At 70.3% G+C, this 15188-nt stretch carries 13 protein-coding genes; 9 read left to right on the top strand and 4 right to left on the bottom strand.

What is annotated here, in order from left to right:
- Positions 1-28 precede the first annotated feature (28 nt).
- Complete coding sequence (locus tag ACQP2T_RS17480; protein WP_433517182.1) at positions 29-901, top strand: hypothetical protein; 873 nt, start codon at positions 29-31, stop codon at positions 899-901.
- Here ACQP2T_RS17480 and ACQP2T_RS17475 read toward each other — a convergent pair.
- Positions 882-3410: an ATP-binding protein gene (locus ACQP2T_RS17475; protein WP_433517181.1), complete on the bottom strand. Its 2529-nt coding sequence runs from the start codon at positions 3408-3410 to the stop codon at positions 882-884. The genes ACQP2T_RS17480 and ACQP2T_RS17475 overlap by 20 nt on opposite strands.
- Positions 3411-3478: 68 nt before the next feature.
- Entirely contained in the window at positions 3479-5587 is a 2109-nt protein-coding gene (locus ACQP2T_RS17470) for a M6 family metalloprotease domain-containing protein (RefSeq protein ID WP_433517180.1), read from the bottom strand.
- A gap of 76 nt (positions 5588-5663) precedes the next feature.
- On the opposite strand from ACQP2T_RS17470, the gene ACQP2T_RS17465 reads away from it, so the two are divergent.
- The gene (locus ACQP2T_RS17465) at positions 5664-6845 is read left to right on the top strand and encodes a PucR family transcriptional regulator (RefSeq protein ID WP_433517179.1); all 1182 of its coding nucleotides are present in this window, start codon (positions 5664-5666) and stop codon (positions 6843-6845) included.
- Positions 6846-6959: 114 nt separating this feature from the next.
- Positions 6960-8021 (top strand): amidohydrolase family protein, encoded by a 1062-nt coding sequence (locus ACQP2T_RS17460; protein ID WP_433517178.1) that lies wholly within the window; start codon positions 6960-6962, stop codon positions 8019-8021.
- A gap of 7 nt (positions 8022-8028) precedes the next feature.
- Here ACQP2T_RS17460 and ACQP2T_RS17455 read toward each other — a convergent pair whose 3' ends face one another.
- Positions 8029-8448, bottom strand: a complete 420-nt coding sequence (locus tag ACQP2T_RS17455) for a MarR family winged helix-turn-helix transcriptional regulator (protein WP_433517177.1) — start codon at positions 8446-8448, stop codon at positions 8029-8031.
- Between the two features lie 70 nt (positions 8449-8518).
- Between ACQP2T_RS17455 and ACQP2T_RS17450 the strand changes: the two genes are divergently transcribed.
- Genes ACQP2T_RS17450 through ACQP2T_RS17440 form a run of 3 tightly spaced genes read left to right on the top strand, consistent with a single transcriptional unit; the run spans position 8519 to position 12267 of the window.
- The gene (locus tag ACQP2T_RS17450) at positions 8519-10252 is read left to right on the top strand and encodes an ABC transporter ATP-binding protein (RefSeq protein ID WP_433517176.1); all 1734 of its coding nucleotides are present in this window, start codon (positions 8519-8521) and stop codon (positions 10250-10252) included.
- 58 nt (positions 10253-10310) lie between these two features.
- Positions 10311-11891 (top strand): gamma-glutamyltransferase family protein, encoded by a 1581-nt coding sequence (locus tag ACQP2T_RS17445; protein WP_433517175.1) that lies wholly within the window; start codon positions 10311-10313, stop codon positions 11889-11891.
- Positions 11892-11943: 52 nt separating this feature from the next.
- The gene (locus ACQP2T_RS17440; RefSeq protein ID WP_433517174.1) at positions 11944-12267 is read left to right on the top strand and encodes a DUF5709 domain-containing protein; all 324 of its coding nucleotides are present in this window, start codon (positions 11944-11946) and stop codon (positions 12265-12267) included.
- A 70-nt stretch (positions 12268-12337) separates the two neighbouring features.
- On the opposite strand, the gene ACQP2T_RS17435 is transcribed toward ACQP2T_RS17440, so the two are convergent.
- Positions 12338-12991 carry an HAD family hydrolase gene (locus ACQP2T_RS17435; RefSeq protein ID WP_433517173.1) on the bottom strand — a complete coding sequence of 218 codons (654 nt, stop codon included), beginning with the start codon at positions 12989-12991 and terminating at the stop codon, positions 12338-12340.
- 264 nt (positions 12992-13255) lie between these two features.
- On the opposite strand from ACQP2T_RS17435, the gene ACQP2T_RS17430 reads away from it, so the two are divergent.
- The 3 genes from ACQP2T_RS17430 to ACQP2T_RS17420 all read left to right on the top strand — a co-directional run bounded on the left by ACQP2T_RS17430 (position 13256) and on the right by ACQP2T_RS17420 (position 15187).
- On the top strand, positions 13256-13888 hold the full coding sequence (locus ACQP2T_RS17430) for a Uma2 family endonuclease (RefSeq protein WP_433517172.1): 633 nt from the start codon (positions 13256-13258) through the stop codon (positions 13886-13888).
- Between the two features lie 39 nt (positions 13889-13927).
- Entirely contained in the window at positions 13928-14554 is a 627-nt protein-coding gene (locus ACQP2T_RS17425; protein ID WP_433517171.1) for a Uma2 family endonuclease, read from the top strand.
- An 84-nt stretch (positions 14555-14638) separates the two neighbouring features.
- Positions 14639-15187, top strand: a complete 549-nt coding sequence (locus ACQP2T_RS17420; RefSeq protein ID WP_433517170.1) for a Uma2 family endonuclease — start codon at positions 14639-14641, stop codon at positions 15185-15187.
- Position 15188 lies beyond the last annotated feature (1 nt).

The raw sequence follows: 15188 nt of genomic DNA, 5'->3' as shown, positions 1-15188 counted from the left end.
TCGAGGTTCATAACGCAGCATGAACGGTATGGATCCGCGTGCTCTGCCCCCGAGGCTGGTGATCGACCCATCCCTGCCTCCGGACATCTCCATCCAGCTGCGATCCAGCCCGCACATCCTCCGCATGGCCAGAACGGGCCGGCAGATGGGCTCCTCCTTCAATCCCGTCCTGCTCCTCGTCCTTCCGGCGCTCCTGATGATGATCTGGGCCGTGACCGACACTAGCGGCGCGATCGTGGCCGCGCTCGGGATGAGCCTGATCGCGCTGCTGCGGTGGATGGCTGTGGACTCGACGAACCGGGCGGCCAAGAAGCGTCTCCGGCTCGCCACCGATTACGCCGCCGCCTACGTCCTACCCGAAGATCTCGACTATCCCTGCCAGATGCTGCTTCGCCGCGCCCAGGACGCCGTGGACGCGATCCTGAACTCCCAGGTGAACAGGGCAGGGCTGATCGACACCATCGACAATCGGGTGACGTTGCCGGAGGAGGTGTGGCAGATCGCCCAGCGGCTGGCCAAGCTGTCGTCCATGCACGCCGAGCACGGCCGGCTCATCCCGCGCGACCTGCCCACCGGCATGGAGGACGCGTTCAAGCCGTACACCACGGCGCTGGACGCGGCCTGGACGTCGCTGTCGCGGCGGGTGCGCCACCTGGAGAAGTACGCCAAGCAGGTGGTCAAGGCGGACAGGGTCTTCCACGCGCACCGGCGGCTGGAGGCGCTGGCCGCGCGGACGCCGGACTACCAGCAGCTGATCGCCGAGACCGTCCACGACGAGCAGGCCCGTACGCACATCAAGGAGCTGTCCGACCAGGCCGCGCACGTGCGCAAGCTGTTCGAGGAGAGCATCTTCCAGGCCCGGCAGGCCGCCGGTGAGCTCATCAGGACTCCACCTTCCTGAGCAGCTCCAGCGTCCTGCGCATGCCGGCCTCGTTGCCGAGGCTGCGGTAGATGTCCCTGGCCTGCGTCAGTGGCTCGACGGCCGCGCGCGGCCCGCCCGAGTCGAGGTGCGCCTCGCCGAGGTAGCGCAGGCTGAGCGCCATCCACCACCGGTCGTCGAGCTCCTCGAAGGCGTGTACGGCCCGGCGCAGCTCATGCTCCGACTCCTCGATCCGGCCCAGCCTGGCCAGCGCCCGCCCGGCCGACAGCGCGGTGCGCGCCACTCCCCAGGAGTCGCCGAGCGCCACCAGGATCTCCTCCGCCCGCCGGACGAAGTCGAGCTCGCGCAGCCCGTTGGACGGGTCGCCGACCTCACCGGCGGCGCGCAGGCAGCGGGCCTCCTCCCACAGCTCGCCCCGCTGCCGGAACATCTCGGCGGCGCGGTCGAGGCTGAACCCGGCCTTGGTGAAGCCCTCCAGAGCGGCCCGGTGCTCGCCTTCGCGGTGCCGGCCGCGGGCCTGCGCGGCGAGCACCTCGCCGTAGGCACGCAACGTCTGGGCCTCGGAGTAGCGGTTGCCCGCGTGCTTGAACACCTCAAGGGCGTCTTCGAGCAGTTCCCTGGCCTCCTCGGGCCGCCGCTCGGCCAGCCGCATCTCGGCGAGGTTGCGCTGGGTGCGGGCCATCCACCAGAAGTCCTCTTCGCCCTTGAAGGAGGTGATGGCACCGATCAGGTAGGACTGCGCGCGGTCGAGGTGGCCGTCGTTGAACAGGGCCATGCCGATCGCCCGCATCGCCCGCGCCGCCCACCACGTCTCGCCCAGGTCGGTGAAGATCTCCAGCGCCTGCTCGGCGCCCGCCCGGCCCTGCTCGTGCCCGCCGAGACCGCCCTGCACGGCCGCGCGGTCGAGCAGCGCGATGCCCAGGGCGCGCCGGTCGCCGGTGCGCCGCGCGGCCTCGCAGCCCGCCTCGGCCACGGCGTGCCAGTCGGTCCAGTAGGCGCGCAGCGAGTGGCACAGCGAGCAGAACGCCCTGGCCAGCCCCGAGGTCAGCTCCCACAGCTCCAGGCTCCTGGCCAGGTTGATCATGGCGAGCAGCGAGAGCCGCTCGGCGTTGAGCCAGTCGCCCGCGTGCGTCTGACCCTCGATGCCGGAGCTGCGCCCGCCGCGGCTCCAGTCCTGCGGCCAGCGTTCCTGGGCCGCCTCCTCCGCGCGGCGGCGGTAGCCATACAGCACCCGCTCGATCGCGGCCCGGCGCCGGCCCTGGTCGTCCTCCTCGGCCAGCTCGGTGGCGAACAGCCGGACCAGGTCGTGCAGGCGGTAACGCATGGCGCCGGTCTGGTCGACGCCCGAGCTCTCGGCGAGCTGCGCGTCGATCAGCGCCTCCAGCTGGTCGGCGCCGTCGAGCCCGGAGATGTCGAGCAGCTCGCCCGCCACCCAGCCGGGCACGTCGGGCGAGGTGAGCGCGGACAGCAGGCGCAGCAGGCGGCGCTGCATGCCGGTGCAGTCGTCGTAGCTGAGCTGCACGGAGGCGCGCACGCTCTTGTCGACGGTCTGCGCGAGTTCGAGCTGGTCGAGGCGGCGGCGCTCGTCGGCCAGCCGGTCGGCCATCTGGCGCAGCGTCCAGTGCTCGCGGGTGGCCAGCCGGCCGCCGCAGATGTTGATCGCCAGCGGCAGGTAGTCGCAGATCCGGACGATCTCCTTGGCCGAGGCGAGGTCGTCGACCACCCGATCGCCGCCGGCCAACCTGGCCAGCAGTTCCACGCCGTGGGCCTCGCTGAAGACGCCCAGCTGGGTGTCGTAGGTGCCGTTGAGGAACAGCGGCTGGCGCGAGGTGACCAGCACGGCGCACCCCGGCTCGGCCGGGATCAGGGACTTGACCTGGCCGGCGCCGTGCGCGTTGTCGAGGCCGATGAGGATCCTGCGGTCCTTGGTCCACGTCAGCCAGAGCTTACGCAGCTCGTCGAGGCCGCCGGGATCGGTGGTCAGCCGCACGCCCAGCGCGCGCAGGAACCCGATCAGCACCTCCTCCGGGCGCACCGGGGCGTCGACGCCGCCCCGCAGGTCGGCGTAGAGGCGCCCGTCGGGGAACGCACCGGCGACCTCCTGCCCGAACCTGGCCGTCAGCGCCGACTTGCCGACGCCGCCCCGTCCGTACACGGAGACGACCAGCGGCGGTGAGACATCTCCGGCCTTGGACCTGCGCCGCTCTCCGAAGACCGTCCGCAGCTCGGCGAGCGACTCGACGCGGCCGGTGAAGTGCTCGGGCACGGGCGGCCACTGGTCCGGCGGACGCGAGGACGGCTCGGCCGTGATCTCGCGCTTGGGCCGCCCCTCGGTCGTGGCCCAGGTGGTCAGGCCGACGAGGAGCGCCGCGATCATCGTCACACCCACCTTCGCGATGGGCGGGATGTCCCAGTCGACGGAAGCGGCGAGAATGCTGGCCGCCGCGGCCGCGACGCCGGCCGAGACCGGCGCGGCCCATGGCACCTTCCTGCGCCGCGAACGCGGCTTCTCCGGCAGCTGCCCTGTCAAAGAACCCCCTCCGGGGGTGATTCAAGCGGATGGGGTACGGCCTGCGCCAGCCGTACCCCATCATTCAGCTAAAGGCCGATCACCGGACAGGTGGCCGTCACCGTCTTGGCCGGATCACTCTCCGACGTCGCGGTGAGCTTGACCTTGCCGAGCCGGTCACCACCCGAGGCGCGCACGGCGTTGACCGTGACCGCCTCCTGCTTGCCGAAGTCGACGGCGGCCAGGGCGTTGGGCAGCTGGGCGGTCCAGCCCTTGCCCTGCACCTCGGCCTTGAGCCGGTAGACGTCGGAGTTGAGGTAGGAGCTGACGTCCTCGGGGTGCTGCCCCTGCGCCGGGGCCGCCTTACCCGTGTTGAACAGCGGGAACTTGCAGGTCGTCACGCCCTTGCCGGCCGGGATCCCGGCCGCGGGCAGCAGCTTGACGCCGCGCTTCTGCGGGCCCGCGCCGTCGAGCGAGCGGATCGCGACCGTGTACGACAGCGTGCCCTTGCGGTCGCGCTTCAGGTCGGTCACGTAGAAGTGCAGGCGGTTGGCCTGGTCGACGTACTCGTACTGGCTGCCGGAGCCGGTGCCCGCGTGGAAGAGGGCGTCGGACAGCTGGCGGTAGTCGCCGATCGTGATCGGCACCTTGGTCCCGTCGGGCATGACGTAGTCGGTCATCCCGATGTCCTGCGGGTTGGCGTCGATCACCCACTCGAACGGCGAGCGGTCCTGGTTCTTGGTCTTGGCCACGAGCACGCCGGAGTCGGGGGTGAAGGAGTCGGTGCCGACCCGGTCGACGACCTCGACCGTGTAGTTCTCGTAGCCGCCGCCGTCGCAGAGCGGGTTGGTCTGCGTGCTGCAGGCCGGGCTCTTGTCGCCGGTGTCGAAGGAGATGTTGACGCCTGACAGCTCGTTCTGGCCCGGCTGCACCTCGCGGGCGATGACCTTGGCCTTGACCAGGCCCGACTCGTCCAGGGCCTCACGTGACAGACGCAGCACGTTCTGCTCGTCGACCATCCCCAGCTTGATCTTGTTGCGCAGCATGTGCTGGGCGCCCATGGAGGCGCCGGAGGTCGGCGGGATCAGCCAGCGGGAGTGCGGGCCGCCGGGGCCGTTGAAGCTGCCCCGGCTGAGCATCTCCCAGATGCCGGTGTAGGCGCGGCGGGCCGGGACGCCGTACGGGTTGTTGTAGTTGTCCAGTACGCCGAGGATGTGGCTGAACTCGTGGGCGTACACGGCCATGCCGGAGCTCTCGGCCTGGACGGAGTCGACGCCGATGTTGGCGTTGGGCCAGAAGTTGGAGCCGGCCTGCCAGGAGGTCCAGTCGACGTAGCGGGTCTGGGCCCAGTTCGGCAGGGCGGGGTCGGGCGGACCCCACTCGTCGGTCACGTCCTCCTCGGTAGGAAATTTCATCATCCCGAACTCCTGCCAGGTGGACGACTCGTCCTGGCCGGCGCTCACGTAGAAGATGAAGTCGAACTGCTTGGCCGCCTCTTCGCCGATCGCGCCGACGAACGCGGCGTGACCGTCGGTACGCAGGTTCTTGTCGCACGAGTCGCCCGCCGGGCAGGCGGTGCCACCCTGGAACTCCATGGCGTACTCGTGGTCCTTGCCCGGCATGGTGTACGGCCCGAAGCCGGTCAGCTCGACCCCGTAACGCCCACCGGAGTCCTCCATCCAGTACTCGTGGATGGTGTGCCCCTTGTTGAGGTCGTTCGGGGTGTTGAGGAAGTCCTGGTAGAACTTCGCCACCTGGTCACGCGGGATGTCGTGAGCCTCGGCGCTCGGGTTGCGGTAGATCGTCGAGTTCTTGGGCTGGGTGACCACGAACTGCTGGTTCGGGTAGTCCAGGAGCACCAGCGCGCCCTTGAAGGTGCGCTTGGAGCCCTTGACGGCCGGGTCGTTCCAGCGGGTGCCCGGCACCTTCTTGTAGTCCGCCCACGTCATGTGGTCGGGGTTCTCCCAGATCTGCGGGTCGATCGGCTCGATGCCGCCCACCGAGCGGCTGCGCAGAGCCTGGGCGTCCGAAGGCGCGTCCTGTTGCCAGGGCTGGGTCTGCGGCCAGTGGTTCTGCCGCCAGGGGTACTCGGGATCGTCTGTGGGGGGTGCTGCGGAAGCCGGGGTCGCCACAAGGCTCATCGGAATCAGCACGAGGGCCGCCAGCAGACCTTTCAGCAGCTTCTTGGGGGCAATCACGGATCGACGTTATAGACGAAGTTGACGGAGATCACCGATCAGTTGTAGGGAAGACTTGTGGCGTGTCCTCCGACAAATGACGAAATATCCAGGTGACGTGGTGGCGGATCTCCAGCGGACCGTGGACGAGCTGGCCGCTCGCCTTGACAGACCGCTGTTGCTGGAGGACCGCGTGCAACGCGTCGTCGTCTACAGCGAGCAGAACGGCGCCATGGACGACGTCCGCCGCGACTCGATCCTGCGCCGGCACTCCACCCCCGAAGTACGCCAGTGGGTGCGGTCGGCCGGGATCCACGAAGCCGCCGGGCCGTTACGCATCCCGGGCGCGCCGCACCTGGGCCTGCTCCCCCGGGTCTGCGTTCCGGTACGGCACGAGGCCGGGCTGCTGGGCTTCCTCTGGTTCATCGACTCCGGCCCGGCCATGTCCGACGCGCGGATCGCCGAGGCCGCCGCGGCGGCGCCCGCCCTGGCCCTGACCCTCTACCACGAGAGCCTGGCCACGGGGCTGGCCTCGCACCGGGAGCTGGAGGCGGTCACCGGCCTGCTGCTCGGCGAGCGGGACTCGGCCCGGCAGCTGATCGAGGCCGGCGCCTTCCCGCAGGCTCAGCCGGTGACCGTACTGGTGGCCAGGCCGCTGTCGGACGAGCCGGACGAGGCGCTGCGGCTCGCGCTGGAGCAGGGCCTGCTCGCCCTGCGGCGACGGCTGAGCGGGCACCACCCGCTGCACCTGGTCCGCTACGACCACGCCGTGCTGCTGACCGCGGGCGGCGCGATGGCGGCCGACGAGCTGCACGCGGCGATGTCGATCCCGGTGGTGGTCGGGATCGGGCGGGCCAGGCCGGCACTCGCCGAGGCCGCCGAGTCGTACACGGAGGCGCGGCACGCGGCCGAGGTGGCCGCCCGGGTGCCCGATCTCGGCCGGTCGGTGGAGTGGGCCCGGCTCGGCGTCTACCGGATGCTCACCCATCTTCCGCACCACGAGCTGCATCCGGGGCTGGCGGAGCTGCTCACCGACGAGCAGTATCTGCCGCTGCTGGAGACGTTGGAGACGTACCTGGATCTGGCGGGCAGCGCGGTGGCCACGTCGCGGGCGCTGCGCCTGCACCGCACGTCCCTGTACTACCGGCTGCAGCGGCTGGAGGAGCTGGCCCGCACCGACCTGAAGGACGGCGGCGAGCGGCTGGCCCTGCATCTCAGCCTCAAGCTCGCCCGGCTCTCCGGCAGCTACCGGCCCAGGGAAGCGCGGCCCGGCACATGATTGCATGCCTGGCCAAGCTCACGTTTAATGCCCAGAAGGAAAGCTCAGCGGGTAAAGACCACAAGGTCTCAGCCCAGCGGGTAGATCCAGCAGGTCATCCGACGGGAGGTCCTCTTGCCGTCCGCGAAGCGTGCCGCATCTGGCCGAGCACCGACACTCGGCAGGCGCACGCCCGCGCCCATCGTCCTCCACTCCGCCCCGCTGGTGCTGCCGATCGGTGCCGACCCGCTGCGCGGCGCCGCGGTCGCGGTCCGGGGCGAACGCGTCCTCCAGGTGGGGCTCCGGGAGGAGCTGCTCGCCTACTTCCCCGTCACCCGGGAGCAACGCTGGCCGGGGATGATCGTGGCGGGGCTGGTGGACGCCTGCGCCACGGCGGCCGTGCCGCCGCCCGGGGTGACCGCGCGGGCCGGCGTCGCCGCCGACCCGGCCGAGCCGGCCCGGCTGCCCGGCGTCTCCTATGTCGAGGTGTCGTACGAGTCCGAGCAGGTCTGGGAGGAGACCGGCCGCGACGCGGTCATCACCGCCATCCGCGAGGTCGACCGGCCGCGTACGGTGGGCATCGCCGCGTACACGCCCGACCCGCAGGTCCTTGAGGACGTAGCGGTGCTGGCCAGGACCTTCGGCCTGCGGCTGCTGGCCGACCTGGACCGCCATTCTCCCGCGGCGCTCGACGAGGCGGGCATCCTGGGGCCGCACTGCCATGTGGCCTGCGACCGGCCGCTCGATCCCGGCGAGCGCAAGCTGCTGCGGCTGCGCAAGAGCGTGGTCGCCCTCTGCCCGTCGCCGCCCGACGACCTGCCGGCGCTCCTGGACGAGGGCAACCGCGTCGCCTTCGGCACCCGCGCCCCCGCCTCGGCCGGCCCGGTGGCCGATCTGCTCACCCTGGCCAGGTCCATCAGGCAGTACGCCAAGGGGCGCGGGCAGCGGTCACCGGGACTCGACCGCAGGCTGGTCGAGGCCGCCACGCTGGGCGGGGCGCGGGCGCTCGGCATGTCGAGCGGGGCGGGCCGGATCGGGGCGCTGGGGCCGGGCAGCCGGGCCGACTTCGCGGTGTTCGACGCCCGCGGCCGTTACCCGTACGCCGCCCTGCTGAGCGGAGCGCCTTGCCTCGCCACGGTCGTCGGCGGCGCGGTCATCGGTGACACGGTCGAAGGCGGCGCGGTCGTCGAGAGCTGAGTGGTGCCTAGCGTGGCTGGCCGTCGATCACCCCGAGCAGCTCCTTGAGCTGGTGCCGCTGGTCATCGGACAGGACCGCGAACAGGTCCTGACCCGCCTGCCTGCGCGCCTCCCGCGACCGCTCGTGCATCGCGCGGCCGGCCGGCGTGATCACGACCAGCGTGGAGCGCCGGTTGGCCGGATCGACCTCCCTGCGCACCAGGCCCGCCTGCTCCAGGGTGTCGATGACCGGCGTGACCGAGCGCGGCACGATCCTGAGCTCGTCGGCGAGCTGCACCATCCTGAGTGGCCGGTCGGCGTCGGCGAGCGCGCGCAGCGCCCGCGCCTGCCCGGGGTTCACGCCGAGGGGCGCGAGGCGATGCGCGTAACCGTGCCGCAGGCGGCGGCTGACCCGGTGCAGGAGCTCCGACAGCTCCACGTCCTCCATGCCGGATAGCTTAGCCGGAATAAGTATGAGTTAACCTCTGTTTGAGGGAGCATCTGATTAGGAGGCCTACTTGGCCGAGGAACCACGCGCGCCCTTGCGGCGCATCATCAAACTCTTCCGCGCCTACCGAGGGCGGCTGGCCGTGGTCGGCGCCCTCATCCTGCTGTCGTCACTGGTCTCGCTGGCCTCGCCGTTCCTGCTGCGCGAGGTGCTGGACGTGGCGATCCCCTCCCGCGACGCCATGCTGCTCGCGCTGCTGGCCCTGGGCATGATCCTGGCCGCGGTGATCACGAGTGTGTTCGACGTCCTGCAGACGCTGGTGTCCACCACGGTCGGCCAGCGGGTCATGCACGACCTGCGCACCTCCGTCTACGGCCACCTGCAGCGCATGTCGCTGGCCTTCTTCACCCGTACCAAGACCGGTGAGGTCCAGTCGCGCATCGCCAACGACATCGGCGGCATGCAGTCGGTGGTCACCTCCACCGCCACCTCGCTCATCTCGAACCTGACCACCGTGATCGCCACGGTCGTGGCCATGCTGGCGCTCGACTGGCGGCTGACCGTGATCTCGCTCCTGCTGCTGCCGGTGTTCGTGGGGATCAGCCGCAAGGTCGGCGCGGAGCGCCGCCGCATCACCACTGAGCGGCAGCGGAAGCTGGCCGTGATCTCGTCGATGGTGCAGGAGTCACTGTCGATCAGCGGCATTCTGCTCGGCCGTACGATGGGCCGCTCGCCCGCGCTCACCGAGCGCTTCGCCGACGCCTCCGACGAGCTGGCCGAGCTGGGCGTCCAGTCCAGCATGGCGGGGCGCTGGCGGCAGTCGTCGATCCAGATCGTCATGGCCGCGATGCCCGCGCTGGTCTACTGGGCGGTCGGCTACACCGGCGTGATCTCCGTCGGCACGCTGGTGGCGTTCACGACGTTGCAGGTCAGCCTGTTCAGGCCGGCGGTGTCGCTGCTGCGGCTCGGAGTCGAGGTGCAGAGCTCGCTCGCGCTGTTCGGCCGCATCTTCGAGTACCTGGACCTGTCCATCGACATCCACCCGGGCACGCGTACGCTGAGCGGCGTCCGCGGCGAGGTCCGCTACGAGCGGGTCGACTTCTCCTACGACGAGGAGCCCACGCTCAGCGACGTGGACATCACCGTGCCGCCGGGCACCAGCCTTGCCGTCGTCGGCGAGACCGGCTCCGGCAAGACGACGCTCAGCTACCTGCTGCCCCGGCTCTACGACGTGACCGGCGGCCGGGTGACGATCGACGGGGTGGACGTCCGCGACCTCACCTTCGAGACGCTGGCCGAGACGGTCGGCGTGGTCTCCCAGGAGACGTACCTGTTCCACGCCTCGATCGCCGAGAACCTGCGCTTCGCCCGGCCGTCGGCCACGGACGAGGAGCTGGCGGAGGCGGCCAGGGCGGCGCGCATCCACGACCACATCGCCTCGCTGCCCGACGGCTACGAGACGCTGGTGGGCGAGCGCGGCTACCGGTTCTCCGGGGGAGAGAAGCAGCGGCTGGCCATCGCCCGCACCCTGCTGCGCAACCCGCCGGTGCTCGTGCTCGACGAGGCGACCAGCGCCCTCGACACGCAGACGGAGCGGGCCGTACAGGAAGCGCTGGACACCCTCGCCGAAGGCCGTACCACGATCATGATCGCGCATCGCCTCTCCACGGTCCGTGACGCGGACCAGATCGTCGTCCTGGACGGCGGCCGGGTCGTCGAGCGCGGCACGCACGACACGCTGATGTCGGTGGAGGGCCACTACGCGGCCCTGGTGGACCGGGACCGCCCACTCGAACCGGTCTGACCGGCCCGCGAGCCGCCGCCCTGGAGATCGCCGGACGGCACACCGTAGTCTCGGACAGGTGCACACCACCAGGTACGCCCCCAACGGCATGGTGTCCAGCGTCGACCACCTCGCCTCCTCCGCCGGAGTGGCGGCGCTCGAGCGCGGCGGGTCGGCCGCCGACGCGGCCATCGCCACCAACGCCGTCCTGGCCGTCACGGCGCCGCACATGTGCGGGCTCGGCGGCGACCTGTTCGCCCTGATCCACGATGGCTCGGGATCGGTCAACCCTGGGCAGGCAGGCTCGGGGAGTGCGGTGAGCGCGCTGAACGCGTCCGGGAGGGCCGGCTCGGGCGCCGACCCGGACCGGCTGCGGGCCGAGGGACACCGGCGCATGCCGCACCAGCACGACATCCGCTCCGTGCCGGTGCCCGGCTGCGTGGACGGCTGGCTCGCGCTGCACGCCAGGCACGGCCGTCTCCCGCTCGCCGACCTGCTCGAACCGGCGATCCGCCTGGCCCGCGACGGCTTCCCCGCCTCCCCGCTGATGCTCGCGGGCGCGCGCGTGGCGTCCCAGAGCCCCGGCAGTGGCGACTTCGCGACCGTACGCAGGGCGGGCGACCGCGTGTCGCGCCCCGGTGTCGCCCGTACGCTGGAGGCCATCGCCGCGTCGGGACGCGAGGGCTTCTACGGCGGCGAGTTCGGCGCGGGCCTGCTCGAAGTCGGCGGCGGCGAGTACGCGGAGTCCGATCTGGCCGGCCCGCTCGCCGACTGGGTCGAGCCGCTGAAGGTGCGCGCCTTCGGCCATGACGTCTGGTCGATGCCGCCGAACTCCCAGGGCTACCTCCTCCTGATGTCGCTCGGCATCGTCGAAGGGCTCAGCCTGCCGGTCTCGCCGGGCCACGCCGCCTGGGCCCATCTGCTGGCCGAGGCCGCGCGCATCGCCGGGCACGACCGTCTCGACGTACTCCATGAGAGCGCGAAGGACCTGCTCACCTCCGGCGAGATCGCCCGCCGGCGCTCACTGATCGACCCGGCGGCGCCGCTGAGCGTGCGAACCCCGAGCGCTGACGGCGACACGACCTATCTGTGCGCGGTGGACGGCGACGGCATGGGCGTGTCCTTGATCCAGTCGAACGCGGCCGGGTTCGGCAGCCTGCTGTTCGAGCCGCGTACCGGGATTAACCTCCACAACCGGGGCATCGGCTTCTCGCTCACGCCCGGCCACCCCGCCGAGTACGCTCCCGGCCGCCGCCCGCCCCACACCCTCGCGCCCGCGCTGATCACCCGCCCGGACGGCTCGCTCCGCTCGGTCGTCGGGACGATGGGCGGCGACGCGCAGCCGCAGATCCTGCTCCAGGTGATCACCCGGCTGCTCAAGTACGGGGAGACGCCCGGTCAGGCCGTCTCCGCGCCCAGATGGCGCCTGAGCCCCGGCGACACCGGCTTCGACACCTGGGCCGCCCCGGCCGACCCGGTCATCGACCTGGAGGAGGGCGCCACCTGGGCGGACGGCCTGTCGGCCCTCGGACATGAGGTGTCCGCCCGGCCGTACGGGAGCCTGTTCGGGCACGCGCACGTCATCGACGTACGCCCGGACGGGATGCTGGCCGGAGCGGCCGATCCACGCGCACTCATCGGCGCCGCGCTCGGGCGGTAGCGGTAATACCGGAGGCAGGGTTCGGGGCGTGGCGCTGGGTAGGAGAACGCGTATGACCGAACAACCTCCGGACCGATACGGCTTGAGCGACGAGCAGAAGATCGAGGTCGACGAGTGGACCGACGACCTCGGCCTCAACCACGACATAGAAGAGGACGACCCCGCGCACGAGGACACGCTCGACGAGCGGCTGCGGCGCGAGGCACCCGACCGGGAGCGCGCCTCCCGCCCCTCGCACCGGCTCACCCAGCCCGACGAAGGGCTGGTGCCCGACACGGAGAGCGAGGAGTGGGGCGAGGATTGGGGGCAGGACGACGGCGACCTGTCCGCCGAGGAACGCGCGGTCCGCGTCGACCCCGACGACGAACTGAGGTGAGCCGCTCCAGCGCGGTCGGCAGACCGTCGTGACGAACCTGGGCGAGCCGCCTCAGCGCGAGATGAGGAACTCAGGCGAGCCGCCTCAGCGCGGGCAGCAGGGCGGGCAGTTCGTCGACGATCATGTCGGCGGCCCGCGCCTGCGGCCGCTCGGCGTGCAGATATCCCCAGGGACCCCGGCGCAGCAGCGCCGTCCGCATGCCCGCCCGAGACGCGGGGAGCACGTCGTTGTCCAGCCGGTCACCCACATAGAGAATCTCGGCGGGCTCCCGCCCGGCGATGGCCGCCACCTTGGCGAAGAACTCGGGGGCGGGCTTGGACACCCCCCAGCCCTCAGAGGTGTGCACCGAGTCGACGGGTAGGTCCATGGCGACCAGCGCGTCATAGGCCCTGGCCGGCTGGTTGCCCGCGACGATCACCTGGTACCCCACCGCACGCAGGGCCTTGAGGGCCTCGCGGACATCGGGGTAGAGGTCGTCGGCGTCGAAGTGGTTGCGCAGGCTGTGGGGTTCGTCCCGCTCCCAGGCCGCTATCTCGGCCTCGACGTCGAAGCCGGGCCGTACGAGCTGGAACGCCTCGCTGTGGGAGCGGTCGAGCGCGGCCATTCCGCCGAGCGCGCCCATCAGCACGAAACTGCTCACGCCGAGCCGGTCGGCCCAGCGGGACCAGATGCGGGTCTCGTCGATGAGCGTCTCACCGACGTCGAACACCACTGCCTTGATCATCAAACCTCCTGGTTAGTCCCCCCAACTGTACGGATTCCTCATCGATCTCCAGCAAGGGGACATGTCATCCGCGAGGCGGGTGACGCCAAGAACCGGCAGCTTCAAGAGCACCGCGCGCCGAACGACGCCCTGCCGATGACCACCGACCGAGTCGACGAGAGCGTCTCGGGACTGGCGGCTTGAGCTTCCTGGTTTTCGAGTGTGTTCGACTCCGGCACGTGGAATACTTAGCGTGCCCGTTCGAACACGAAGGGACAGATTCACATGGTCGCCATGACAATTCGCCCCGAGAGCACCGAGTTGGAGCAGACGAGCGTGTGCGACGCCGCCGCCCCCAGCGAGAGCCGTCTGCCCGGGACCGCTCGCGAGTTGTTCGATGCACTCCCCCCTCTGCCCGGTCTTCGGCAAGAGGTCATCGAAGGCAACTTGATCGTGAGCCCTATGGGCAGCCCTGAGCATGGCTGGATGGCCATGGACCTGTTTGATGCCCTCCTGCCGCTCAGGAAGGAGCGCGGCTGGCGGGCCGCTGTGAGCACCGTGAGCATCTGCATCGAGGGCTCACGTGACTCAGTGACACCTGACTATGTGCTGTCGCCACCGGATTGCCGCCGCTGGGGCGAATACGAGCTGCTGTCCTCCCACCTATTCCTGGTGGCCGAAGTGGTCTCATCGAGCAGCGTCCAGCGCGATCACCACGAAAAGCGGGAGATCTACGCACAGGGCGGGGTGCCGGTCTACTTGTTGATCGATCCGATCGCCGAACAGCCGGCGGCCACCGTGTTCAGCGACATCAAGGACGGCTCCTACAGCACGACGACCAGAGTGGTTATGGGAACCCCTCTCTACCTGCCCAAACCGATCGACTTCGAGCTCGACACCTCCATCTTCAAGGCGTGAGCCCGTTCGCATACGAAGGGACAGATTCGCATGGTCGCCATGACGATACGTCACGAGGAGACTACCGAGCAGGAGGCCCAGCAGGAACAGGAGCAGGAGCAGATGTGCGGGAAGGAGCTACCACGCACCGCTCGAGACTTGTTCAACGCTCTCCCCGAACTCCCTGGCTTCCGAGCCGAAGTCATCGAAGGAAACCTGATCGTGAGCCCAGTCGGCACCCCCGAGCACGCCGATCACGCCGTGGCCCTCCTCTTGGCGCTCCTGCCCGTCATCAACGAACACGGCTGGCGGGGGCGGCCCGGCAGCGTGGATGTGTGCATCGAGGGGCCACGAGACCCGGTCCAGCCTGACTTTGTCCTGGCTCCGGCCGACTGTCCGCGCTGGGGCGACCGTGAGCTGCTTTCCTCGGGCCTGATCATGGTCGCCGAGGTCGTCTCAGCCGGAAGCACCCTCAGAGACCGTGTAGAGAAGCCTCCCCTCTACGCGAGCGGCGGCGTGCCGATCTACCTGTTGATCGACATGGTCGCCACACCTCCCGCCATCACCGTCTACAGCGACATCAGGGACGGCGCCTACCGCACGTCCGCCACTGTCGAGGTCGGCACGCCGCTCCTGCTCCCCCACCCCATCGACGTCAAGCTCGAGACCACCATCTTCACGGCCTGAGCCGCTCCAGACGCAGGGACGAACTCAACATTGACCGCCTCTCGCACACCACACGCGAAATGTCCCTGGACCGGTAATCAGCGCATGCCCGTGACCGCGCGGGAGCTGTTCGATGCCCTCCCCGAACTCCCCGGCTTCCGGGGCGAGGTCATCGACGGGAACCTGATCTTGACTCGCATTGGGACTCCCGAGCATGCCGACTGCGCGATAGCGCTCTTCCGGGCGCTCATACCTGTCCTGGACGAGCATGGTTGGGAAGGATCTACCGGCAACGTCGATGTGTGCGTCGAGGGGCCACAAGATCCCGTCGAGCCCGACTTCGTCCTGGCTCCCATCGATTGCCCCCGCTGGGACGATCGGGAGCTGCTGTCCTCCGGCCTGATCATGGTCGCCGAAGTCGTCTCCACCAGCAGCGCCCGAAGAGACCGGGAAGACAAGCCCCCGCTCTACGCGACCGGCGGCGTGCCGATCTACCTGCTGATCGACGCGATCGCCGAGCCGCCGTCCGTCACCGTTTACAGCGGCATCGACGACGGTGTCTACCGGACGACGGCCACCGTGCCCGTCGGGACCCTGCTCCGGCTGCCCGCCCCGATCGACGTCGAGCTCGACACCTCCATCTTCAAGGCGTGAG

The organism is Nonomuraea sp. CA-143628 (assembly GCF_050942315.1).
Classification (GTDB): domain Bacteria; phylum Actinomycetota; class Actinomycetes; order Streptosporangiales; family Streptosporangiaceae; genus Nonomuraea.
Note: the sequence above shows the minus strand (reverse complement) of the source record. Positions and strands in the feature narration are given on the sequence as shown.